The 22,939-nt window shown below is 59.3% G+C and carries 24 protein-coding genes and 1 tRNA gene; 6 read left to right on the top strand and 19 right to left on the bottom strand.

Going from position 1 to position 22,939, the window contains the following annotated elements; translation table 11 throughout:
- Position 1 precedes the first annotated feature (1 nt).
- The 8 genes from hscA to trmJ all read right to left on the bottom strand — a co-directional run bounded on the left by hscA (position 2) and on the right by trmJ (position 6,765).
- The gene (gene hscA, locus ACYASU_RS19290; RefSeq protein ID WP_463583728.1) at positions 2-1,864 is read right to left on the bottom strand and encodes a Fe-S protein assembly chaperone HscA; all 1,863 of its coding nucleotides are present in this window, start codon (positions 1,862-1,864) and stop codon (positions 2-4) included.
- 48 nt (positions 1,865-1,912) lie between these two features.
- Positions 1,913-2,431: a co-chaperone HscB gene (gene hscB, locus ACYASU_RS19285; protein WP_463583727.1), complete on the bottom strand. Its 519-nt coding sequence runs from the start codon at positions 2,429-2,431 to the stop codon at positions 1,913-1,915.
- 8 nt (positions 2,432-2,439) lie between these two features.
- The gene (gene iscA, locus ACYASU_RS19280; protein ID WP_065990022.1) at positions 2,440-2,763 is read right to left on the bottom strand and encodes an iron-sulfur cluster assembly protein IscA; all 324 of its coding nucleotides are present in this window, start codon (positions 2,761-2,763) and stop codon (positions 2,440-2,442) included.
- 51 nt (positions 2,764-2,814) lie between these two features.
- On the bottom strand, positions 2,815-3,201 hold the full coding sequence (gene iscU, locus ACYASU_RS19275; RefSeq protein ID WP_062383507.1) for a Fe-S cluster assembly scaffold IscU: 387 nt from the start codon (positions 3,199-3,201) through the stop codon (positions 2,815-2,817).
- 89 nt (positions 3,202-3,290) lie between these two features.
- Positions 3,291-4,505 carry an IscS subfamily cysteine desulfurase gene (locus tag ACYASU_RS19270; protein ID WP_463583726.1) on the bottom strand — a complete coding sequence of 405 codons (1,215 nt, stop codon included), beginning with the start codon at positions 4,503-4,505 and terminating at the stop codon, positions 3,291-3,293.
- A 44-nt stretch (positions 4,506-4,549) separates the two neighbouring features.
- Positions 4,550-5,041, bottom strand: a complete 492-nt coding sequence (gene iscR, locus ACYASU_RS19265; protein ID WP_172610826.1) for a Fe-S cluster assembly transcriptional regulator IscR — start codon at positions 5,039-5,041, stop codon at positions 4,550-4,552.
- Between the two features lie 168 nt (positions 5,042-5,209).
- The gene (gene cysE / locus ACYASU_RS19260) at positions 5,210-5,992 is read right to left on the bottom strand and encodes a serine O-acetyltransferase (protein ID WP_463583725.1); all 783 of its coding nucleotides are present in this window, start codon (positions 5,990-5,992) and stop codon (positions 5,210-5,212) included.
- Positions 5,992-6,765 carry a tRNA (cytosine(32)/uridine(32)-2'-O)-methyltransferase TrmJ gene (gene trmJ, locus ACYASU_RS19255; protein WP_122623401.1) on the bottom strand — a complete coding sequence of 258 codons (774 nt, stop codon included), beginning with the start codon at positions 6,763-6,765 and terminating at the stop codon, positions 5,992-5,994. The genes cysE and trmJ overlap by 1 nt, the downstream gene beginning before the upstream one ends.
- A gap of 235 nt (positions 6,766-7,000) precedes the next feature.
- On the opposite strand from trmJ, the gene suhB reads away from it, so the two are divergent.
- On the top strand, positions 7,001-7,816 hold the full coding sequence (suhB, locus tag ACYASU_RS19250) for a type III secretion system regulator SuhB (RefSeq protein ID WP_074886357.1): 816 nt from the start codon (positions 7,001-7,003) through the stop codon (positions 7,814-7,816).
- A 117-nt stretch (positions 7,817-7,933) separates the two neighbouring features.
- On the opposite strand, the gene ACYASU_RS19245 is transcribed toward suhB, so the two are convergent.
- The 6 genes from ACYASU_RS19245 to queA all read right to left on the bottom strand — a co-directional run bounded on the left by ACYASU_RS19245 (position 7,934) and on the right by queA (position 14,051).
- Positions 7,934-8,479: a glycine zipper 2TM domain-containing protein gene (locus tag ACYASU_RS19245; RefSeq protein ID WP_133776208.1), complete on the bottom strand. Its 546-nt coding sequence runs from the start codon at positions 8,477-8,479 to the stop codon at positions 7,934-7,936.
- 118 nt (positions 8,480-8,597) lie between these two features.
- Complete coding sequence (secF, locus tag ACYASU_RS19240) at positions 8,598-9,509, bottom strand: protein translocase subunit SecF (RefSeq protein WP_346630033.1); 912 nt, start codon at positions 9,507-9,509, stop codon at positions 8,598-8,600.
- 9 nt (positions 9,510-9,518) lie between these two features.
- Complete coding sequence (gene secD / locus ACYASU_RS19235) at positions 9,519-11,387, bottom strand: protein translocase subunit SecD (RefSeq protein WP_463583724.1); 1,869 nt, start codon at positions 11,385-11,387, stop codon at positions 9,519-9,521.
- 62 nt (positions 11,388-11,449) lie between these two features.
- Entirely contained in the window at positions 11,450-11,788 is a 339-nt protein-coding gene (gene yajC, locus ACYASU_RS19230; protein ID WP_037012510.1) for a preprotein translocase subunit YajC, read from the bottom strand.
- A 53-nt stretch (positions 11,789-11,841) separates the two neighbouring features.
- Positions 11,842-12,957 (bottom strand): tRNA guanosine(34) transglycosylase Tgt, encoded by a 1,116-nt coding sequence (tgt, locus tag ACYASU_RS19225; protein ID WP_192171046.1) that lies wholly within the window; start codon positions 12,955-12,957, stop codon positions 11,842-11,844.
- 14 nt (positions 12,958-12,971) lie between these two features.
- A complete protein-coding gene (gene queA, locus ACYASU_RS19220) occupies positions 12,972-14,051 on the bottom strand; it encodes a tRNA preQ1(34) S-adenosylmethionine ribosyltransferase-isomerase QueA (RefSeq protein ID WP_463583723.1) in 1,080 nt (359 codons plus the stop codon).
- A gap of 108 nt (positions 14,052-14,159) precedes the next feature.
- Between queA and ACYASU_RS19215 the strand changes: the two genes are divergently transcribed.
- Positions 14,160-14,244, top strand: a tRNA-Leu gene (locus tag ACYASU_RS19215).
- 287 nt (positions 14,245-14,531) lie between these two features.
- Here ACYASU_RS19215 and ACYASU_RS19210 read toward each other — a convergent pair.
- Positions 14,532-15,275: an SDR family oxidoreductase gene (locus ACYASU_RS19210; RefSeq protein WP_463583722.1), complete on the bottom strand. Its 744-nt coding sequence runs from the start codon at positions 15,273-15,275 to the stop codon at positions 14,532-14,534.
- A gap of 136 nt (positions 15,276-15,411) precedes the next feature.
- Between ACYASU_RS19210 and ACYASU_RS19205 the strand changes: the two genes are divergently transcribed.
- The 4 genes from ACYASU_RS19205 (at position 15,412) to ACYASU_RS19190 (ending at position 18,956) form a co-directional block, all read left to right on the top strand.
- Positions 15,412-16,299, top strand: a complete 888-nt coding sequence (locus tag ACYASU_RS19205; RefSeq protein ID WP_282370381.1) for a LysR family transcriptional regulator — start codon at positions 15,412-15,414, stop codon at positions 16,297-16,299.
- A gap of 144 nt (positions 16,300-16,443) precedes the next feature.
- A complete protein-coding gene (locus ACYASU_RS19200; protein WP_463583721.1) occupies positions 16,444-17,067 on the top strand; it encodes a DedA family protein in 624 nt (207 codons plus the stop codon).
- 58 nt (positions 17,068-17,125) lie between these two features.
- Positions 17,126-17,920, top strand: coding sequence for a transporter substrate-binding domain-containing protein (locus ACYASU_RS19195; RefSeq protein ID WP_463583816.1), 795 nt, complete (start codon positions 17,126-17,128; stop codon positions 17,918-17,920).
- Between the two features lie 49 nt (positions 17,921-17,969).
- Positions 17,970-18,956, top strand: coding sequence for an ATPase (locus ACYASU_RS19190; RefSeq protein ID WP_463583720.1), 987 nt, complete (start codon positions 17,970-17,972; stop codon positions 18,954-18,956).
- Positions 18,957-19,035: 79 nt separating this feature from the next.
- Here the strand turns inward: ACYASU_RS19190 and cyoE are convergent, their stop codons facing one another.
- From cyoE to cyoB, 4 genes are read right to left on the bottom strand one after another with little or no spacing between them, the layout of a single operon-like run.
- Positions 19,036-19,926 (bottom strand): heme o synthase, encoded by an 891-nt coding sequence (cyoE, locus tag ACYASU_RS19185; protein WP_074886382.1) that lies wholly within the window; start codon positions 19,924-19,926, stop codon positions 19,036-19,038.
- Positions 19,927-19,936: 10 nt separating this feature from the next.
- On the bottom strand, positions 19,937-20,284 hold the full coding sequence (gene cyoD, locus ACYASU_RS19180) for a cytochrome o ubiquinol oxidase subunit IV (RefSeq protein WP_192170724.1): 348 nt from the start codon (positions 20,282-20,284) through the stop codon (positions 19,937-19,939).
- Positions 20,285-20,917, bottom strand: a complete 633-nt coding sequence (locus tag ACYASU_RS19175) for a cytochrome o ubiquinol oxidase subunit III (protein ID WP_074886388.1) — start codon at positions 20,915-20,917, stop codon at positions 20,285-20,287.
- Between the two features lie 3 nt (positions 20,918-20,920).
- The gene (cyoB, locus tag ACYASU_RS19170; protein WP_192170723.1) at positions 20,921-22,939 is read right to left on the bottom strand and encodes a cytochrome o ubiquinol oxidase subunit I; all 2,019 of its coding nucleotides are present in this window, start codon (positions 22,937-22,939) and stop codon (positions 20,921-20,923) included.

Genomic DNA, 22,939 nt, shown 5'->3' with positions numbered 1-22,939 from the left:
GTTATTCCTCAATCTCATTCAGGTTGCGCCCTGACAGCGCGGCTTTCACCGTCGAGTCCAGGCGGCGGGCGGCGAACGCATCAGTCACCTGCGACAGACGCTTGGTCTGCAGCTCGATGGCCGGGCCGTCATCGCCCTTCATCAATTCACGAAGTTCTTCCATCTGCAGGTCGATGACCATGCGCTCTTCGGCACCGAGCAAGCGCTCGCCATCAGCCTGCAACGCGCCTTCGACCGCCTCAAGCAAACGCTGAGCGTCGACCTGCTGTTCACGCAGCGCGCGAGCCACCATGTCATCGCTGGCGTACTGGAACGAATCCTTGAGCATGCGGGTGATTTCGCCATCAGTCAGGCCATACGAAGGCTTGACCTGAATGCTCGATTCCACGCCCGAAGCCAGCTCGCGGGCGGACACACTGAGCAGGCCATCGGCGTCGACCTGGAAGGTCACGCGGATTTTCGCAGCGCCAGCGACCATCGCGGGAATACCACGCAGGTCGAAGCGTGCCAGAGAACGGCAGTCGCTGATCAGCTCACGCTCGCCTTGCAGCACGTGGATCATCATGGCCGACTGGCCGTCTTTGTAAGTGGTGAATTCCTGGGCGCGGGCCACCGGGATCGTGGTGTTGCGCGGAATGACCTTCTCCATCAGGCCGCCCATGGTCTCCAGCCCCAGGGACAACGGGATCACGTCGAGCAGCAGCAACTCGCCGCCATCACGCTTGTTGCCTGCCAGCGTATCGGCCTGGATTGCAGCGCCGATGGCGACTACCTGATCCGGGTCGATCTCGGTCAACGGCTGACGGCCGAACAGCTCGGCAACGGCTTCGCGAACACGCGGGACACGGGTGGAACCGCCCACCATGACCACGGCTTCGACTTCATCCAGCTCGATGCCGCAATCGCGAACGGCACGACGGCACGCTTTGAGACTGCGGGCAATCATCGGCTCGATAAGGGCATCGAATGCGGCGCGGGTCAGTACGCCCTGCCAGTCGCCATGGACGACTTCGACCGAATCGGCGTCAGTCAGGGATTCTTTCGCCGCGCACGCCGTCTGCATCAAACGGCGCTGGGCAGCCGGATCGAGGTCATCGGACAGACCGGCTTCAGCAATGATCCAGGTCGCGATGGCGTGGTCGAAATCATCACCGCCCAGCGCGCTGTCGCCGCCGGTGGCCATGACTTCAAACACGCCCCCAGTCAGGCGCAGGATCGAGATGTCGAATGTGCCGCCGCCCAGATCGTAAATGGCGACCACGCCTTCGGCGTTCTGATCCAGGCCATACGCCACCGCAGCTGCAGTGGGTTCGTTGAGCAGGCGCAGGACGGTCAGACCCGCCAACTTCGCGGCGTCTTTGGTGGCCTGACGCTGAGCGTCATCGAAATAAGCGGGAACGGTGATGACCGCGCCGACCAGCTCGCCACCCAGTGTTTCTTCAGCGCGCTGACGCAGCACCTTGAGGATGTCAGCCGACACTTCAACCGGGCTCTTCGGGCCCTGCACCGTCTCAATGAACGGCATATGCGACTCGCCACCGGTGAAACGGTAGGGCAACTGCCCACCCAAATGCTTCACATCGGAGATCCCGCGACCCATGAGGCGTTTGACGGAAATGATGGTGTTCAGCGGATCGGTCGTCGCAGCGTCCTTCGCCGACTGGCCCACTTCGACGCGCTCGGCGTGATAGCGAACGGCAGACGGCAGGATGACCTGACCGTTTGCGTCGGGAAGCGGCTCACTGATGCCGCTGCGCAGGGCAGCCACCAGCGAATTGGTGGTGCCGAGGTCAATCCCGACAGCCAGGCGACGCTGATGAGGTTTTGGAGCTTGGCCGGGTTCGGCGATCTGCAGTAGAGCCATTGCTTTTCTGATATCACTGGCGTGCCGCCCCAGAAGGACGGCGCGGGGTTAATCGTCGAGGCGCTCTTCGAGCTGGCGCACTTCGTAGGAGAGCTTGTCGAGGAACTGCATGCGACGCATCAGCCGTTCGGCCTGCTCTCGCTGTGCAGCATCGTCCCAACAAGCCGCGAAGCTTTCGTTCAGTTCTTCCTGGGCAACCTTGAGCCGGCGCTTGAATACCGCGACACCCGCCAGATCCGCGTCGTCCTGAAGATCTTCGAGCTCTTCGCGCCACTGCATCTGCTGCATCAGAAACTCGGGATCCTGGACGGTGACCTCCAGCGGAACTTCGCCCTTCAGCGCCAGCAGGTAACGCGCCCTTTTAGGCGCATTCTTCAGCGTTTGGTAGGCGTCGTTCAGACTGGCAGAGCGCTCCAGCGCAGCCCGTTGCTCAGCCTCGGGGGCGTCGGCAAAACGGTCGGGGTGCACGCTCCGGGCAAGCTCACGGTAACGCGTCGCCAGCAGGTCGAGATCCAGATTGAAGCCCGGCTGCAGGTCGAATAAAGCAAAGTGACAAGGAGTACCCACAATAAGCCTCAGACGTTGAAGCTTTCGCCGCAGCCACATTCACCGCGCGAGTTGGGATTGTTGAACTTGAAGCCTTCGTTCAACCCTTCCTTGACGAAATCGAGCTCGGTGCCGTCAAGATAGACCAGGCTCTTGGGATCGATGATCACCTTGACGCCGTGGTACTCGAACACCGTGTCTTCGCTTTCCGGCTCATCGACGAACTCGAGCACGTATGCAAGGCCTGAACAACCGGTCGTGCGAACGCCCAGACGAATGCCGTCACCCTTGCCGCGCCCATCGAGGGAGCGGCGTACATGGTTGGCGGCCGCTTCGGTCATGCTGATAGCCATCGGAACTCCTTACCTCACGCAAGTTACTTAACGCAGCGGAACAGACTCTGCTTAGAGCAGGCCTTTCTTCTGCTTGTAGTCGCGAACGGCCGCCTTGATGGCGTCTTCAGCGAGCACGGAGCAGTGGATCTTCACCGGCGGCAGAGCCAGTTCTTCAGCCAGCTGAGTGTTCTTGATGGTCTCTGCTTCATCCAGAGTCTTGCCCTTCATCCATTCGGTGGCCAGAGAGCTCGACGCGATGGCAGAGCCGCAGCCGTAGGTCTTGAACTTGGCGTCTTCGATGATGCCTTGCTCGTTGACCTTGATCTGCAGACGCATGACGTCGCCGCATGCCGGCGCGCCGACCATGCCGGTGCCGACATCAGGGTCCTCCGCATTCATCTTGCCGACGTTGCGGGGATTTTCGTAGTGGTCGATGACCTTTTCGCTGTAAGCCATGGTGCAATCCTCATCAGATACAACACGTCGCTCTCACGACACTTGGAAAACCCGGTTTTCAAAGTGCCGCATGAAATGGCGACTTTGAATTAGTGCGCCGCCCACTCGATCTTAGAGATGTCGACGCCGTCTTTGAACATGTCCCACAGCGGCGACAAGGCGCGCAGCTTGGTGACAGCCTCGCAGACTTTCTGCGCGGCGTAGTCGATCTCATCTTCAGTGGTGAAGCGACCGAAAGTGAAACGGATCGAGCTGTGTGCCAGCTCATCGTTACGACCCAGGGCGCGCAGCACGTAGGAAGGTTCGAGCGAAGCCGAGGTGCATGCGGAGCCGGACGATACCGCCAGATCCTTGAGCGCCATGATCAGCGACTCGCCTTCCACATAGTTGAAGCTCAGGTTGAGATTGTGCGGCACACGGGCAGTCATGCTGCCGTTGACATACAACTCTTCCAGATGCGCAACCTGCTGATAGAAGCGATCACTCAAGGCTTTGATGCGAACGTTCTCGGCAGCCATGTCTTCCTTGGCAACGCGGAACGCTTCGCCCATGCCAACGATCTGGTGGGTCGCCAGCGTACCGGAACGCATGCCACGCTCGTGACCGCCACCGTGCATTTCGGCTTCGATGCGGACACGTGGCTTGCGGCTGACCCACAGTGCGCCGATGCCTTTAGGACCGTAGGTCTTGTGGGCCGAGAACGACATCAGATCAACCTTGAGGTTGGCGAGGTCGATTTCAACCTTGCCGGTGGCCTGCGCTGCGTCGACGTGAAAGAGCACACCGCGGGAACGGGTCATCTCGCCAATCGCTGCGATGTCGTTGACCGTACCGATCTCGTTGTTGACGTGCATGATCGAGACCAGAACGGTGTCGTCGCGCAGGACAGCTTCGATCATGGCCGGAGTGATCAGGCCATCTTCGGTCGGTTCGAGGTAGGTGACTTCAAAGCCTTCACGCTCAAGCTGACGCATGGTGTCGAGCACGGCTTTGTGTTCGATTTTACTGGTGATCAGGTGCTTGCCTTTGGAGGCATAGAAATGCGCAGCACCCTTGATCGCGAGGTTGTTGGACTCGGTGGCACCGGAAGTCCAGACGATTTCGCGCGGGTCGGCATTGACCAGATCAGCGACCTGACGACGCGCGTTCTCTACCGCCTCTTCAGCCTTCCAGCCAAAGACGTGGGAGCGCGACGCCGGGTTACCGAAGTTGCCATCCACCAGCAAGCAGTCGCTCATTTTCTGCGCAACACGCGGATCGACCGGGGTGGTTGCGGAATAATCGAGGTAAATCGGCAATCTCATTGAATATCTCCTATCGGGCAGGCGCGCCGCGCGTTCATCTGCGTTCACTCAACGGCGGATGTTTCAATCTTGTCCAGTGGCTGCGTCTTGCTACCGCAACGGCGCAGATCCTGACGTTGGGCGACTTCTTGCACTTCACGGCGAGTGACGAGGTCGGCCAGGCTGATACCGCTTAGAAATTCGTGAATCTGCTGACTGAGGTCGCACCACAAGTGGTGGGTCAGACAGGTGTCGCCAGCATGGCAATCACCGAGCCCCTGGCAGCGCGTCGCATCAACCGATTCGTTGACCGCGTCGATCACCTGCGCCACCTGAATGCCCTGCATGTCGCGGGACAACTGATAACCGCCGCCGGGACCGCGTACGCTGGAAACAAGGTTGCCGCGGCGCAGCTTGGCGAACAGTTGCTCGAGGTAGGAAAGGGAAATCCCTTGCCGCTCGGAGATATCGGCCAGGGACACTGGCCCATGCTGCGCATGCAATGCCAGATCGAGCATGGCAGTGACAGCGTATCGGCCTTTTGTAGTCAGTCGCATGGCGTGTACCGCGGAGGTTCGGAATGAGGGCGAGTATGCTATTCCCGAGTATTTAAGTCAACTATAAGACCTAGTGGAACAGTCGGGATTACCCGCAAAATCGCGGCCGTATCATAGCAAAACGCGGCGGGGATTAGCACATGTGCCGCCTGCAACCGCGCCGCTGCTTCATTTCCGGGGAGCATCAGCCTGGCAAGGCCCTTTCATGCAGTCGAAGACTTCCTGACGCAACTCCGGCAATTCCTTCTCGCGATACTCACCGCCCAGGCTCTTCAATGCCTTGCCCATGTCTTCCACACGAACGTCCATCGCTTGCAGGTGATCGAGCAACTGCCCGATCGCGCGCGCCACTGGATCAGGCATGTCCTCGCTGACGCCATACGCATCGAAGCCGAGCTTTTCGGCGATCGCCTTGCGCTTGGCTTCGGCCTCGTCGTCAGACTTGACGATGATTCGTCCGGGAATGCCCACCACCGTTGCACCCGCCGGCACGGGCTTGGTCACCACCGCGTTGGAACCGACCTTCGCCCCGGCACCCACTGTGAATGGCCCGAGTACCTTCGCACCCGCGCCCACCACAACACTGGACTCCAGAGTCGGATGGCGTTTGCCTTTGTTCCAGCTGGTGCCGCCCAGCGTTACGCCCTGATAAAGGGTCACGTCATCGCCGATCTCGGCGGTCTCGCCGATGACGATGCCCATACCGTGATCGATGAAAAAACGCCGGCCGACTTTAGCGCCGGGATGGATTTCGATGCCGGTCAGCCAGCGACCGAAATTGGAAACCATGCGCGCTGGCCACTTCAGATCGTTGCGCCACAGCCAGCCGGACAGCCGATGCAGCCAGATCGCGTGCATGCCGGGATAGCAGGTGAGCACTTCAAAGGTATTTCGTGCCGCCGGGTCACGATGGAACACGCTTTGGATGTCTTCCCGCAGACGCTCGAACATCACTGATCCTTCCGCTTGTAGGGTTCGCCGTTGGCCGCTTTCTGGGTCTCGGTGAGGATGCCGCGCAAGATGCTCATCTCGGATCGATTGACCGCAGAGCGCCCGTACAAACGACGCAGCCGGGCCATCAGATGGCGCGGCTTCTCGGGATCAAGGAAGCCGATGGTGACCAGCGTGGACTGAAGATGCTCATAGAATTTCTCCATCTCATCCATGGTCGCCAGCTCGGTACTGCGCACCGAGTTGACCTCGAACTTCTCCACCTTGCTTGCCTGCCCGTCCGCCGCGAGCCAGGCCATGCGGGTTTCGTAACTCAACACCTGCACGGCGGCAGCCAGATTCAACGAACTGAATTCCGGGTCCGAAGGAATGTGCACGTGGTAATGGCAGCGCTGCAGCTCTTCATTGGTGAGGCCGGCGTATTCACGGCCGAACACCAGTGCGATCTCTTCGCCCAGCGCGGCGTGCTCCACGGTTTTGACGCCCGCTTCGCGAGGGTCGAGCAGCGGCCAGGGAATGCGGCGATCTCGGGCGCTGGTGCCCAATACCAGGTTGCAACCTACCAACGCATCTTCCAGCGTCGCCACGACCTGCGCGCCTTCCAGGATGTCGCCCGCGCCAGACGCCCTTGCATCGGCTTCATGGTGGGGAAACATGGCGGGATCAACCAGCACCAGACGGGAAAGGCCCATGTTTTTCATGGCACGCGCGGCGCCACCGATATTTCCGGGATGACTGGTACCGACCAGGACGACACGAATATTTTGCAGCACTGGTGAAGTCTCGCTAGCAGGTGAAAAGGGGGACGAATGTTACAGAAGCGCTTCCATCGGCGCCACGAACCTTGCGCCTCACGCACGGGATGCGCCACTAAAAGGTGGCAGGGCACCGCTGACCTGCGCACGCCAAGCCGACCGGACGCGCGGCAAAGTCTGCACTCGCGCTGGAAATCATCCAAGAGAACCAATAGAATGGCCGGCTCTCTTTAACGACCTAGGTGATCCATCCATGCAGCCCATGCTGAATATCGCGCTGCGCGCCGCCCGCAGCGCCAGCGAATTGATTTTCCGCTCCATCGAGCGCCTGGATACCATCAAGGTCGACGAAAAAGACGCGAAAGATTACGTAACCGAAATCGATCGCGCCGCCGAGCAGAGCATCATCACTGCATTGCGCAAGGCGTATCCAACCCACGGCATCCTTGGCGAAGAAAGCGGCCTGCATGAAGGCAGCGGCGAAGGCACCGACTACCTCTGGATCATCGATCCGCTCGACGGCACAACCAACTTCGTGCGTGGCGTTCCTCACTTTGCCGTTAGCATCGCGTGCAAATACCGCGGCCGCCTTGAACACGCTGTTGTTCTGGATCCGGTCCGTCAGGAAGAGTTCACCGCCAGCCGCGGTCGTGGCGCCGCCCTGAACGGCCGTCGTCTGCGTGTCAGCCCGCGCAAGAGCCTTGAAGGCGCACTGCTCGGCACTGGTTTCCCGTTCCGCGAGAACCAGCTCGATAACCTCGACAACTATATGAACATGTTCCGTTCGCTGGTGGGCCAGACTGCCGGTATCCGTCGCGCCGGCGCTGCGAGCCTGGATCTGGCCTACGTGGCTGCAGGCCGTTTCGATGCGTTCTGGGAATCGGGTCTGTCGGAGTGGGACATGGCCGCAGGCGCCCTGCTCATTCAGGAAGCAGGCGGTCTGGTCAGCGATTTCAACGGCGGTCACGACTTCCTTGAAAAAGGCCACATCGTTGCCGGCAACACCAAATGCTTCAAAGCGGTCCTCACCTCGATCGCTCCGTTCGTGCCGGCTTCGCTGAAGCGCTAAGCCGAGCACGCTGTACAAAAAACCGGCCATGTGCCGGTTTTTTTGTGCCCGAACGCCTGTACTCTGGGCAACAAAAAAGCACCCGAAGGTGCTTTTTTTAATTAGCTCTACAGGCTATTACTGGCCCGCTTGACTCAACTCCAGCTGACCGTCCTTGTTGACGGGGATCTGGCTACCTGGATCACGGTCCATACGAACCTGCCCAACTTTGTCGTTGAGCTTGTACTTCACGTTGTAGCCAACCACCTTGTCGCTGATGTCGTTGACGGTGTTGCAGCGCGACTCGGTCGTTGTGTAGGTATCGCGGTTCTGCATGCCTTCCTGAACCTTGTTACCGGCGTAACCACCACCGACCGCACCGGCGACCGTGGCGATCTTCTTGCCAGTACCGCCGCCGACCTGGTTGCCGAGCAGGCCACCCGCTACGGCACCGATGACACTCCCCACGATCTGATGCTCGTCCTTCACCGGCGCGCGGTGAGTGACGGCAACGTCTTTGCAGACCTGTCGCGGGGTTTTGATTTGTTCTTTCACAGGCTCGACGGCAAGTACGTCTGCGTACTCTGGGCCGCTTTGTTTTACGAGGCTATAGGTGGCCAAAGCACCACCGGCGGTTACACCGACAGCACCCAATACTGCACCAATAAGCAACGACTTGTTCACGTGAACCTCCTGACGATATTCAGCGCGATTGCTCGCGCTACTCCCAGCCTTGGAGCATAAAAAAAGGCGCGAGTTCATACTCGCGCCTTTTTAAGTGATGGCCGGTTACCAGTATCGGTTACGGACGGTCATCCACCTTGTCGACGGTGACCGGTGGCAGCAAGTCTTCGCTACGCAGGTTCAGCCATATCAGGACCACGTTGGCGATGTAGATAGACGAGTAAGTACCCGCCAGAACACCAATGAACAGCGCCACCGAGAACCCGTGCAGGCTATCGCCGCCGAAGATCCACAGCGCGACGATCGCCAGCAAGGTGGAGATCGAGGTGGCCATGGTCCGCAGCAACGTCTGCGTGGTGGAGATGTTGATGTTCTCGATCAGCGACGCCTTGCGCAGCAGACGGAAGTTCTCGCGAACCCGGTCGAATACCACGATGGTGTCGTTGAGCGAGTAACCGATGATCGCCAGCACTGCAGCCAGTACAGTCAGATCGAAGGTCACCTGGAAGAACGACAGGATACCCATCGTCACCACCACGTCGTGAATCAGCGAGACGATGGCACCCACTGCGAACTTCCACTGGAAGCGGAAGGCGAGGTAGATGAGCACGCCGCCCAGCGCCAGCAGCATGCCGAGGCCGCCCTGGTCGCGAAGCTCTTCACCCACTTGCGGACCGACGAATTCGACGCGCTTGACGGTCACCGGGTTATCGGCGCCTGTCTTGCGCAGCGCTTCGGCAACCTGAGTGCCCAGCTGCGGGTCTTCACCCGGCATACGAACAAGCAGATCGGTGGTCGCACCGAAGCTTTGCACGACGGCTTCGGTGTAACCCGAAGCAACCAGCTCTTCGCGCACTTTGTGCAGATCAGCTGGACGCTCGTAGGTCAGCTCGATCAGCGTGCCGCCAGTGAAATCCAGACCGAAGTTCAGCCCTTTATAGAACCAGCTGAACAACGCCAGAACGGTAAGGAGCATGGTAATGGCGAACGCAATGTTGCGAACGCCCATGAAGTTGATCGTACGTTTCATGGCAGCCCCTTAAATCCACAACTTCTTGAAGTCACGACCGCCAAAGATCAGGTTGACCATTGCGCGGGTCACCATGATGGCTGTGAACATCGAGGTAAAGATCCCGAGGGACATGGTGACCGCAAACCCCTTCACCGGGCCTGTGCCCATCGCGAAGAGGATGCCGCCGACCAGCAGCGTCGTCAGGTTGGCGTCGAGGATCGCAGTATACGCGCGGTCGAAGCCCTCATTGATTGCACGCTGGACCGTCATGCCGTTGGCAATCTCTTCACGAATCCGCGAGAAGATCAGCACGTTCGCATCGACCGCCATACCCATCGTCAAGACGATACCGGCGATGCCCGGCAGGGTCAGCGTTGCACCCAGCAGCGACATCAGTGCCAGCAGCATGACCATGTTGAAGGCCAGCGCCACCGTCGCGATCAGACCGAAGAAACGGTAGATGGCGAGGATGAACAGCGAGACGAACAGCATGCCCCACAAGGATGCATCGATACCCTTGGTGATGTTGTCTGCACCCAGGCTCGGGCCAATGGTGCGCTCTTCAGCGAAGTACATCGGAGCAGCCAGACCACCGGCACGCAGCAGCAGCGCCAGCTCGGAAGACTCACCCGCGCCGTTCAGGCCGGTGATGCGGAATTGAGCACCCAGCGGCGACTGAATGGTCGCCAGGCTGATGATCTTCTTCTCTTCCTTGAACGTCTGGACCGGCACATCTTTTTCGACGCCGTTGACCACTTGCTTAGTGTAGGTGGTGGTCGGCTTCTGCTCGATGAAGATCACCGCCATGCTGCGACCGACATTCGCGCGGGTGGCGCGGCTCATCAGATCACCACCATGGCCGTCCAGCTTGATGTTCACCTGAGGACGGCCGTGCTCGTCAAAGCCGGCCTTGGCGTCAGTCACCTGGTCACCGGTGATGATGAGACCACGCTCGACCGGCGCCGCAGGACGACCGCCTTCGCGGAACTCGAACATCTCGGTAGTGGCTTTGTTGTCGTCGGGACCTGCGCCCAGACGGAACTCAAGGTTGGCGGTCTTGCCGAGAATACGCTTGGCTTCGGCGGTGTCTTGAACACCTGGCAGCTCAACCACGATGCGGTTGGCGCCCTGACGCTGAACCAGCGGTTCGGCGACGCCCAGCTCGTTGACCCGGTTACGCACGGTGGTCAGGTTTTGCTTGATCGAGTATTCGCGGATTTCAGCGATCTTGGCTGGGGTCATGGCCAGGCGCAAGATCGGCATCTCGCCGCGATCGCTCGTGGTGATATCGAAATCTGTGTAGTCCTTGCGGATCAGCGCACGGGCCTGTTCGCGGGTATCAGCATCGCTGAAGCCCAGCTGGATGGCGCCGTTATCTTGCGGAAGGCTGCGATAACGCACTTTTTCCTTGCGCAGCAGGCTCTTCACTTCGCCTTCGTAGACATTCAGGCGCGCACTGAGCGCCTTGTCCATGTCGACTTCGAGCAGGAAGTGCACGCCACCGGACAGGTCGAGACCCAGCTTCATCGGCGTAGCGCCAATGCTGCGAAGCCATTTCGGCGTGGTCTGAGCCAGGTTGAGCGCAACAACGTAGTCATCGCCCAGCGCCTTGCGTGCGACATCTTTGGCTGGCAGCTGGTCTTCCTGTTTGGTCAGACGCAACAAACCGCCCTTGCCATTCTCGGCCAGAGACGCGCCCTTGACCGCGATGCCAGCATCGGTAAGCGCCTTGCTTACGCGATCCAGATCAGCCTGGCTGACCTGCAGCGCAGTGCTTGCGCCACTGACTTGGATAGCCGGGTCATCAGGGTAGAGATTGGGTGCGGAATAAATAAAACCGATCACCAGCACTGCCAGGATCAGGATGTATTTCCACAGAGGGTATTTGTTCAACATCACGCCGCCTGCTTATAACGCGGGGCGCCTTGCGCGCCCCGTCGATTGGTAAAAGACTGGAATCAGATGGCTTTCAGAGTGCCCTTGGGCAGGGTGGCAGCGATTGCGCCCTTCTGGATCTTCAGCTCTACGGTGTCGGACACTTCGATAACAACGAAGTCATCAGTCACTTTATTGATCTTGCCCGCGATACCGCCGGTAGTGACGACTTCATCACCCTTCTGCAAGTTACCCAGCAAGTTCTTTTGCTCTTTGGCGCGCTTGGCCTGTGGACGCCAGATCATCAGATAGAAGATGACCAGGAAGCCGACCAGGAAAATCCACTCGAAGCCGCCGCCCATAGGGCCTGCAGCAGCAGGGGCAGCCGCATCCGCGAAAGCGGAAGAGATGAAAAAGCTCATTTAACACTCCAGTTGCATATTTTAATAATAGGAAGCGAAAGACCGGATGTCGCTCAGTCCAGTAACGGCGTCACAAGCCCGCGTTTGGCATAGAACGTGTCGACAAAGGCGGCCAATGTACCTTGTTGAATAGCCTCGCGCAAACCAGCCATAAGCAGCTGGTAATGGCGCAAATTGTGGATCGTATTGAGCATGCTACCCAGCATTTCGCCGCACTTGTCCAGGTGATGCAGATAGGCGCGGGAGAAGTTTTTGCAGGTGTAGCAGTCGCAGGTCGGATCCAGCGGCGACTCATCGTAACGATGAAACGCATTACGGATTTTCAGCACACCGGTGTCGATGAACAGATGACCGTTGCGCGCATTGCGCGTAGGCATCACGCAGTCGAACATGTCGACGCCGCGGCGGACACCTTCAACCAGGTCCTCGGGCTTGCCTACACCCATAAGGTAACGAGGTTTGTCAGCCGGCATGCGGCCCGGCAGATAGTCCAGCACCTTGATCATCTCGTCCTTGGGCTCGCCGACCGACAGGCCGCCAATCGCCAGGCCGTCAAAGTCGAGTTCGTTCAGGCCTTCGAGGGAGCGCATGCGCAGGTTCTCGTGCATGCCGCCCTGAACGATGCCGAACAGCGCCGCGGTGTTCTCGCCGTGAGCGATCTTGGAGCGCTTGGCCCAGCGCAGCGACAACTCCATGGAGGTGCGCGCAACCTCTTCGTCCGCAGGATACGGCGTGCATTCGTCAAAGATCATCACGACGTCGGAACCGAGGTCGCGCTGAACCTGCATTGATTCTTCAGGCCCCATGAACACTTTTGCGCCGTCGACCGGAGAGGCGAAGGTCACGCCTTCCTCCTTGATCTTGCGCATCGCGCCCAGGCTGAACACCTGGAAACCGCCGGAGTCGGTCAGAATCGGGCCTTTCCACTGCATGAAATCGTGAAGGTCGCCGTGGCCCTTGATGACTTCAGTGCCCGGACGCAGCCACAGGTGAAAGGTGTTGCCGAGGATCATCTGAGCGCCAGTGGCCTCGATGTCCCGAGGCAGCATGCCCTTGACCGTGCCGTAGGTGCCGACCGGCATGAACGCAGGCGTTTCGACAACGCCGCGAGGAAAGGTCAGACGACCGCGACGTGCTTTGCCATCGGTGGCCAGCAGCTCGAAAGACATACGACAAGTGCGACTCATGCTTGATCCTCTGGGGCCGAGTCCGTCGGGGTGGATTCCCCGGGAGCGGTCGGCGCGGGATTGCGGGTGATGAACATGGCATCCCCGTAACTGAAGAAGCGGTAACCGTGTTCCACCGCAGCCGCATAGGCCGCCATGGTTTCGGGATAACCGGCGAATGCCGAGACCAGCATCAACAGCGTCGATTCCGGCAAATGGAAGTTGGTGACCAGCGCGTCGACCACATGAAAAGGTCGGCCCGGGTAGATAAAGATATCGGTGTCACCGCTGAAGGGCTTGAGCACGCCATCGCGTGCGGCACTTTCCAGCGAACGCACGCTGGTCGTGCCCACGGCGATGACCCGACCGCCGCGTGCGCGACACGCCGCCACGGCGTCGACTACTTCTTGAGTAACTTCAAGCCACTCGTTGTGCATGTGGTGGTCTTCGATGCGCTCGACACGCACCGGCTGGAAGGTGCCCGCGCCGACGTGCAGCGTCACGAATGCGGTCTCGACGCCCTTCTCGGCAATCGCGTCCATCATGGTCTGATCGAAATGCAGACCTGCCGTCGGTGCTGCTACCGCACCGGCGCGCTGGGCGTACACGGTCTGATAGCGCTCGCGATCGGCATCTTCATCCGGGCGGTCTATATAAGGAGGCAACGGCATGTGCCCGACGCGCTCAAGCAACGGCAGCACCGGCTCGGCAAAACGCAGTTCGAACAACGCATCATGGCGCGCGACCATTTCGGCCTCGCCACCCCCATCGATGAGGATCGTCGAGCCCGGCTTGGGCGACTTGCTGGAGCGCACATGGGCCAGCACACGGTGCTGATCGAGAACGCGCTCGACCAGGATTTCCAGCTTGCCGCCCGAGGCTTTCTGCCCGAACAGCCGCGCCGGAATCACCCGGGTATTGTTGAAGACCATCAGATCGCCAGGGCGCAAATGCTCCAGCAAATCAGTGAATTGGCGGTGTGCCAGCGCGCCGCTTGGCCCGTCGAGGGTCAGCAAACGGCTGCTGCGTCGCTCCGCCAAAGGATGGCGAGCGATCAATGAATCCGGGAGCTCGAAGGTAAAGTCAGCGACACGCATGATGGGGTTCGTCTAGCAGGGCCGGGAAGTTTAGCCGAATAAGTGAAAATTGACCATGAAACATGATTGACCAACGGTAGGCTCATCTCTATACTTCGCCGCCATTGAGCCCTGATGGCGGAATTGGTAGACGCGGCGGATTCAAAATCCGTTTTCGAAAGAAGTGGGAGTTCGATTCTCCCTCGGGGCACCAAACAGCAACACCTTCAAGTGGTTACATGACTTGAAGCACAAAAAAACCGGCCATATTTGAGCCGGTTTTTTTGTGGGCGGGATTTGGTGAGGGCCGAAAGTCACGGGCCAATCAACTATGCCCTTTACTCATCACTGGCGCCGCAGAAAGCGGTATGCGTACGCTGCAAATCTGATGGCGCTCAAACCGGCCCCTTCCCGGCTGAAGCCGGTCCTACTATGCGTACATTCAGTCGGACTGGCTTTAGCCGGGAATGCGCCGGCGGTCACGCCGCAATACCCGCCCCCTTAAAAATCCTGCGAAGTCGGCCGCAGCACGATTTCGTTGATGTCCACATCACTCGGCTGTTCGATCGCGTAGGCAATGGCGCGGGCGACGGATTCGGCCGGGATCGCTTGTTTGTAGAACTCCTTGACCACATCCGCGCTCGGCTGATGGCCGCTGCCCAATTTCAACTCGGAATCCACGGCACCGGGTTCGATGGTGGTGGTGCGGATCTTGCCGCCGACTTCGTGGCGCAGGCCGTCGGAGATCGCGCGGACGGCATACTTGGTGCCGCTGTAGACGGAGCCGCCCGGGCTGAAGACTTTGATGCCGGCCACTGATGAAATGTTGATGAAGTGGCCGGAGCCTTGGGCTTCAAACTTCGGCAGTGCGGCGGCGATGCCGTAGAGGACGCCTTTGATGTTGATGTCGATCATGCGGTCCCATTCGTCGACGCGCAGTTCGGCGATCGGCGCGATGGCCATGAGGCCGGCGTTGTTGATCATGACGTCGATGCGGCCGAAGTCGCGAATAGCATTTTCGACGAGTGCCGACAGGTCGTCTCGGCGAGTGACGTCAACGGTGTAGGCCGATGCCTCGCCGCCGGTAGCCTTGATGTCGCGGACGATGACGTCCATACGCTCCTGACGGCGTGCGCCGAGGACGACCTTGGCGCCCAGTTTTGCCAGGTGCCGCGCGGTGGCTTCGCCGAGTCCGCTGCTGGCGCCAGTAATGACGACGACTTTGCCTTGGATGCCATTGCTCATTGCAGTTCTCCTGAAGCGTTGGGAAGTTGATGGGGCCAGTTTGCGATGGATATTCCTGTCAGAAAATGGAAGAGTTCGGTTTTGAGAATTCCACTTTTTGGAACACGAGCACCCGCCCATGCTGAACCGAATGGAAATGCTGCGTATCTTTTTGGTGGCTGTGGACGCACCCACGTTTCGGGAAGCCGCGACTCGCCTCGGCACTTCGCCACAAAAGGTCACCCGCGCAATAAAGGAACTAGAGCGAACCTTCGCCGAGCCGTTGTTTCATCGCAGCACGCGACAGGCTCATGTCACGGCGTACGGTGCAGACGTGGCGCGACAGGCGCGTGAGACCCTCGACCAGTTCGATCGCCTGTTCGCGGCCCACACGAAAAATCCCGCGGCGGATGTGGTGGGCCGCGTAGGCATCACCGCGCCTCACTCGATCGGCAAGCTGTATCTGGCCGGTTTCCTCCAGCCATTGATGCAGCAACATCCCGGCCTGCGGATCGAGTTGAGCCTGGATGACCAACTTACCGATGCCGTCGGTTCGAGGATCGATATCGGCATTCGCATTGGCACGGTCCGGGACCGGCGCTACATCGCGCGAGTGGTGGCGCAAGTGCCGTTGAAGATCGTCGCGTCGCCGGACTTGATCGCGGCAGTGGGCATGCCATCCGCGCTGGAAGACCTTAAACAGCTGCCGCTGTCGACGCTGATTGATCGCAACAATGGACGACCCTGGCCGTGGTTTCTGTCCGGAGGCCAAAGCTACTCGCCACCCTCCCCCGCATTCAGTTGTGATGACCCGGAGACCGAACTGGAATTCGTACTGGCGGGCGTCACGTTTGCGCAGATGCCCCATTACCTGGCCGAGGCTTACCTGCGCAACGGGCGTCTGATCGAGGTGTTGCCGAATGCCGCGCCGCCGCCCATGGACCTTTCCGTGTACCGGACGCAGTCAGGGCCGGTGCCGAGCAGGGTACGTCTTGTCTACGATCACCTGATCCACTGCCTGAGCGATCTACAGACCTTCCCCTGACGGCATGGCGCAGGAAGATTCGACCTAAAGCGACCGAACCGATGACGACCGGCTTCGGTCGAACGCCGTGCGATACGCCTCCTGGGCGCGCACGCTGCCAGATGTTTAAGCAGCCACCCATTCACCGAAAACCACCGGCCTTCCATGTTCGAACACATCGACTTCAACTATCTGCTTTCAAACTACGGGTACTGGGCCGTGTTCATCGGCTGCCTGCTCGAGGGGGAGACCATCCTGATCCTCGGCGGGCTGGCGGCGCACCAGCACGTCCTGCAATGGCAGCAAGTGCTCATCTACGCCACGTTGGGCGGGATGCTCGGCGATCAGATTCTGTTCTGGACCGGGCGCTACTTCGGGCCACGCCTGCTGCCGCGCCTGCGCCGCCAGCAAGCGACCATCGACCGCGTGTCCGACCTGATCAAGCGCTACCCCACGGCGTCCATTTTCTCGGTGCGCTTTCTCTACGGCATGCGTCTGATCGGGCCTCTGGTTATCGGCGCGAGTCGCTTGTCGCCCATTCGTTTTGCAATCATCAACCTGCTTGGCGCCGCAGTCTGGGCAAGTCTGTTTCTCGCGGCCGGCTACTGGGCGGGGGGCTTTCTTGAGACTATGTTCGGCAACTTGAAGCCTTATCGGCTGCCGATCTTCCTGGGCGTGGTCGTGGTGGGCGCGGCCGTCGCGCTGTATCGGCATCGTCGCGCAAAAACACGGCCTGCCAGGGAGGCGGCCAAGCGGGCAAAGGACGTCCCGCCCTCCTCTGCGGGATAACGCTTCCCATCTGCGCCGACCGCCTCTATAACGGCAGACAGGCATTTGAAGCAGAGGGATCGACTCGATGAACACACGCATCACCGCCGGTTTGCTGTTGAGCATGGTCAGCAGCATCCAGGCTCAGGCCGCTGAAGCACCGTCCCATTTGGACACTGTCATGCAAAAGGGCCAACTGGCCGTTTGCACGACCGGCGATTACAAGCCGTACACATTTCTCAAGCCCGACGGCCAATACGAAGGCATCGACATCGAGCTGGCCCAGTCTCTGGCGCAGAGCCTGGGCGTGAAGATCGAGTGGGTCCCGACCACGTGGAAAACCCTGATGCCCGACTTCACGGCCGGCAAATGCGACATCGCCGTCGGTGGCATCTCGGTCACCTTGTACCGGCAGAAGAAGGCGGCGTTCAGCAGCACACTGGACATCGACGGCAAGGTCCCTCTGGTGCGCTGCGAAGACGAGTCGAAGTACCAGACCCTCGAGCAGATCAATCAGCCCGGCGTTCGATTGATCGAACCACAAGGCGGCACCAACGAAGCCTTCGCCCACGCTTATCTGCCCAATGCCAGCCTGGCCTTCCACGACAACAAAACCATTTTCCAACAGCTGCTCGACAAGCAAGCCGACGTGATGATCACCGACGCGTCCGAAGCGCTGTATCAGCAGAAACGCATGCCCGGCTTGTGCACGGTCAATCCGTCGCACTACATGCAGTACGGCGAAAAGGCCTATCTGCTGCCCCGGGATGACGTGGCCTGGAAGGCCTATGTCGATCAGTGGCTGCACCTCTCCAAAGCCACCGGGACTTACAAGAAAGTGGTCGGCGAATGGCTGGCGATGCCAACGGAATGACAGTGCGCAGCACATCCGGAAGACTTCGGCACAGGACCCCGCCGTATCCATGAAAACCAACAGAACCATTACCCGCGCGTTCTGCGTCGAGCTGCAGCAAGAGCTTTCCATTGTGGCGGCGCGACGTGAGTATTTCTCTCAAGAGCTACCCCGGACGCGCTTCAGCTTTCTGTGTTCGTCCGAGTCGTGCCGCGCTCTGGGTGTCAAAATCACTGGGGTTCGCTATGACGTGAAGCCTCAGGAGCATCCGACCTTCGTCGCCGCGCACTACCGGGCCAACCCGAAATACGAACATCACGCCGATTGCGAATGGGTGGATGAATCCGTCGAAACTCCCGCTGGTCAGGAAGCCGAAACCGAGGCCGATAGCGAGCTGCGCAGGGTCAAGCGCAAGCTGGATGATTACATTGACGTCTTTGATCCCACCCCGAAGGAGCGGGCTAAGCCGGCATCGCCGACAGACAAGCCTGACGCCGAGCCGACCGATAAGCCCGAAGACGCCTTGCTCCCAGCTGACGCATTGAAGGCCAAACAGGACAAGCAGAATCGAACCAGCGATCTGGAGCGGCTGGTCGACAGCTTCCGTCAGGCCCAGGCCTCGTTGACCAAGGAAGAACTCGCGCTGTTGACCCTTCGCGTTCCGGGTCAGGGCGAGGTGTCCTTGCGCGCCTATTTCCGCCATATCAAGTTTGCTCAGCTGAATGACGAGCGTCGGGTGCTGTATGGCGGCGGTCTCGTCGAACGCTACGGGACGGGCTTCAAATTCAAATTCTTCGATCGCCTGCAAGGCAAGCTGGTGACCTTGTATGTATCCCCCGCGCAGATGCAGGCCTACCGCTCCAGCCGCTACCTCAGTGAGCTGCTGAGTCACGCTGATGAGGTGCGATTCTTCACGGTCTTTGCCCTGGGCACGCTGATCGCCAGCCCTTCAGGGAAAAGCGTCAGCGTGCAGATCGAAGACTTGCGCCATCTGGCCATTGTGCTCGGGCCGGCAAAGGATGCCGAAGAGGCCTCTGCCAAAGGGTCAACCCGCTAAGCCAAAGACTTTATTCAGTTCGAAAAAAAACCCGGTTTCTCTCGCGAGCAACCGGGTTTTTTGCGTTTCCTTCAGGCGACTAAGGCGCTGCGTATGTCACCAACAGTTCCTTAGTTACCTGAAAATCCAGCGACATCGCCACGCTCAAGGCTGTGATCGTGAAGATGGAGAACACGAACAGCTTGCGTGCCCAAACAGTGTCGTCTTTGGCTTTGTAGCCGGTCCAGGCCATGTACAACCAGTACATGCCCATCGCCGCTGCGACGGCCAGATAATTGAGCCCGGCGTAGCCGCCGAAGGTCAGCATCAAGGTCGCCAGCAGGAAAGCCAGGATGTAGATCAGGATGTGCCGCTTGGCGACCCGGATACCGCGCTTGACCGGCAGGACCGGAATCGAAGCAGCCCGATAGTCGTTGAAGCGGAAAATCGCGATAGCGTACGAGTGAGGCATCTGCCAAAGGCTGAACATCACCAGCAAGGTCAGCGCCGCGAGGTCGAAGGTGTTGCTGACCGCGACGTAACCAATGACCGGAGGCATCGCGCCCGACAGGCTGCCGACCAACGTGCCATGAACCGACCTGCGCTTCAGGTACAGGCTGTAAAAGCCGACGTAGATCACGAAGCCGATTACGGCGAACAGTGCCGCCAGTGCGTTGGCCTTTGTGTACAGCAGACCGACGCCGACAACACCCAGCACAGTGGCGTAGATCAGTGCCAGTTTCACTGACACCAACCCTTGCACCAGCACCCGATTCTTGGTGCGCTCCATCTTCACATCGATATCGCGATCGATGCAGTTGTTGAACACGCAGCCAGAAGCTACTACCAGTGAAGTCCCGATCACGGCTGCCAGGAACAAGCCGATATCGACATGCCCCTTGGAAGCCAGAAAAAAGCCACCTGCCACCGAAAGCACGTTACCGAAAATGATCCCCGGTTTGGTGATTTGGATAAAGTGCTTCAGTGACATCAGGTTTTCCTCACTTCGCCATCATGGCGGTGTGAATGCTGAACATGATCCAGGTGCTCAAACCAACCAGCAGCACGATCACAAGGCCAGCGAAGGCAAACGCGATGACGTTGTTGCGCTGTGCCGCCGAGCGGTCAAGGTGCAGGAAGTACACCAGGTGAACCAGAACCTGCACGACTGCGAAGATCAGAACGACCCACAGCGTGGCCACTTTCGAGATCGTCGGGAACATCACCAGACCGAAAGGAACCGCGGTCAGGATGATCGACAGTACGAAACCGACCATGTACGACTTGAAGCTGCCGTGGGCGGCAGGTTCATGGCTGGCGGCGTCATGGGAGTGATGTGAATTCGCCATTTAAATGGTCCCCATCAGATAGACAACGGTGAACACGCAGATCCAGACAACGTCCAGGAAGTGCCAGAACAGGCTGAGCATGCTCAGGCGAGTCTGGTTGGTCCCGGTCAGGCCGTGCTTGGAGACCTGATACATCATGATCGCCATCCAGATCAGGCCGCTGGTCACGTGCAGACCGTGGGTGCCGACCAGCGTGAAGAACGCCGACAGGAAGCCGCTGCGGTTAGGGCCGTAACCTTCGGAGATCAGCAGGTGGAACTCGTTGATCTCCATGCCGATGAAGCCCAGGCCGAACAGGAAGGTCACGAACAACCAACCCAGAACGCCCGACTTGTTGCCCTTGTGCATCGCCAGCATGGCGAAGCCGTAGGTGATCGAGCTGAGCAACAGGCAGGCGGTTTCGCCGAGCACGTAAGGCAGTTCGAAGATGTCGTGGCCCGCAGGGCCACCCGCTACGTTGTTAACCAGTACCGCGTAAATGGCGAAGATCGACGCAAACAGAATGCAGTCGGTCATCAGGTAGATCCAGAAACCGTAGATCTTCATCTCGCCGGCGTCATGGTGACCATGGTCGTGCTCGTGGTCATGACCGTGGTCGTGACCCTTCGCACCATCAAATACTAAGTTCGACATTGTTTATGCCTGCTCCAGCTTGTTGACAGGAGTGTTTGTCTGACCATTGCGAACACGAGCCAGGATCGCGTGTTGCTCGCCTTCAATGCGTGCCACTTCGGATGCAGGAACCATGTAGCCCTGATCGTCACGTGCAGCGTGAATCACGAAGTAAACGATCGTGCCAATCAGGCTCACGCCCGCCAGCCAGAAGATGTGCCAGATCATCGCGAAACCGAAGACGGTCAGCAGGAGGCCCATCACCATGCCCGTTGCCGTGTTGTTCGGCATGTGGATGTCGGAGTACTTGGCCGGAACCTTGTAGGCCTCGCCATCACGCTTGGCGGCATACCACGGGTCGATCTCGTTGGCTTTCGGCATTTCTGCAAAGTTGTAGAAAGGCGGTGGCGACGAAGTGGACCATTCCAGGGTGTGGCCATTCCATGGGTCACCGGTCAGATCGCGGTTCTGCTCGCGGTCACGGATACTCACGAAGATCTGGATCAGCTGGCAGGCGATACCGACAGCGATCAGCAACGCACCGACGAACGCGACGTGCAGGTATGGCGTCCAGTCCGGGTTGTCAGTGGTGTTCAGACGACGGGTCATGCCCATGAAGCCCAGTGCGTAGAGCGGCATGAAGGCAACGTAGAAACCCGAGATCCAGAACCAGAACGCTGCCTTGCCCCACTTCTCGTTCAGCTTGAAGCCGAACGCTTTAGGGAACCAGAACGCGAAGCCGGCGATGTAACCGAACACAGCACCACCGATGATCACGTTATGGAAGTGCGCGATCACAAACAGGCTGTTGTGCAGAACGAAGTCGGCACCCGGGATAGCCAGCAGTACGCCGGTCATACCACCGATGGAGAAGGTGACCATGAAGCCCAGGGTCCACAAGACTGGCGCGGTGAAGCGCAGACGTCCCTGGTAGATCGTGAACAGCCAGTTGAACAGCTTCACACCCGTCGGGATGGAAATCAGCATCGTCGCCAGACCGAAGAAGGCGTTGACGCTTGCACCCGAACCCATGGTAAAGAAGTGGTGCAGCCAGACCATGAAGCCCAGGATCGAGATCGCACCGGAGGCGTAGATCATCGAGTGGTGGCCGAACAGACGCTTGCCGGTGAACGTCGAGATGACTTCGGAGAAGACCCCGAACGCCGGCAGAATCAGGATGTAAACCTCGGGGTGACCCCACGCCCAGAACAGGTTCACGTACATCATCGGGTTACCACCCAACTCGTTCGTGAAGATGTGGAAGTCCAGATAACGGTCGAGGGTCAGGAACGCCAGGGTACCGGTCAGGATCGGGAACGAAGCCACGATCAGGACGTTGGCCCAGGTGCAGGTCCAGGTGAAGATCGGCATGTCCATCAGTTTCATGCCAGGGGTACGCATCTTCAGCACGGTAACCAGGAAGTTGACCCCGGTTAACGTTGTCCCCAGTCCTGACAGCTGCAGTGCCCAGATGTAGTAATCCACACCCACGCCCGGGCTATAGCCCAGTTCCGACAGCGGTGGATAGGCCACCCAACCGGTACGTGCGAACTCGCCGACGCCCAGAGACACGTTGACCAGAATCACGCCGGAGATCAGCAGATAGAGGCTCAAGGAGTTCAGGAACGGGAAGGCAACGTCGCGAGCGCCAATCTGCAGAGGCACGACGATGTTCATCAGGCCGGTGAAGAAAGGCATCGCCATGAAGATGATCATGATCACACCGTGAGCGGTGAAGATCTGGTCATAGTGCTCAGGCGGCAGGTAACCGGGTGAGCCTTCAGTGGCCATGGCCAATTGCGAACGCATCAGTACGGCGTCGGCAAAGCCGCGCAGCAGCATGACCATTGCAATGATGATGTACATGACACCGATTTTCTTGTGGTCGACAGACGTCAGCCACTCGGTGTAGAGGTAAGTCCACTTCTTGAAGTACGTGATCAGACCCAGCAATGCCGCACCACCGATCGCGATCATGGCGACCGTGATCATGACTATCGGCTCGTGGAACGGAATCGCGTCCAGACTTAATTTACCAAACAT

Source organism: Pseudomonas sp. HP_12, assembly GCF_055283955.1.
The sequence above is the reverse complement of the archived record's forward strand: the minus strand, read 5'-3'. Positions and strand labels throughout refer to the sequence as shown.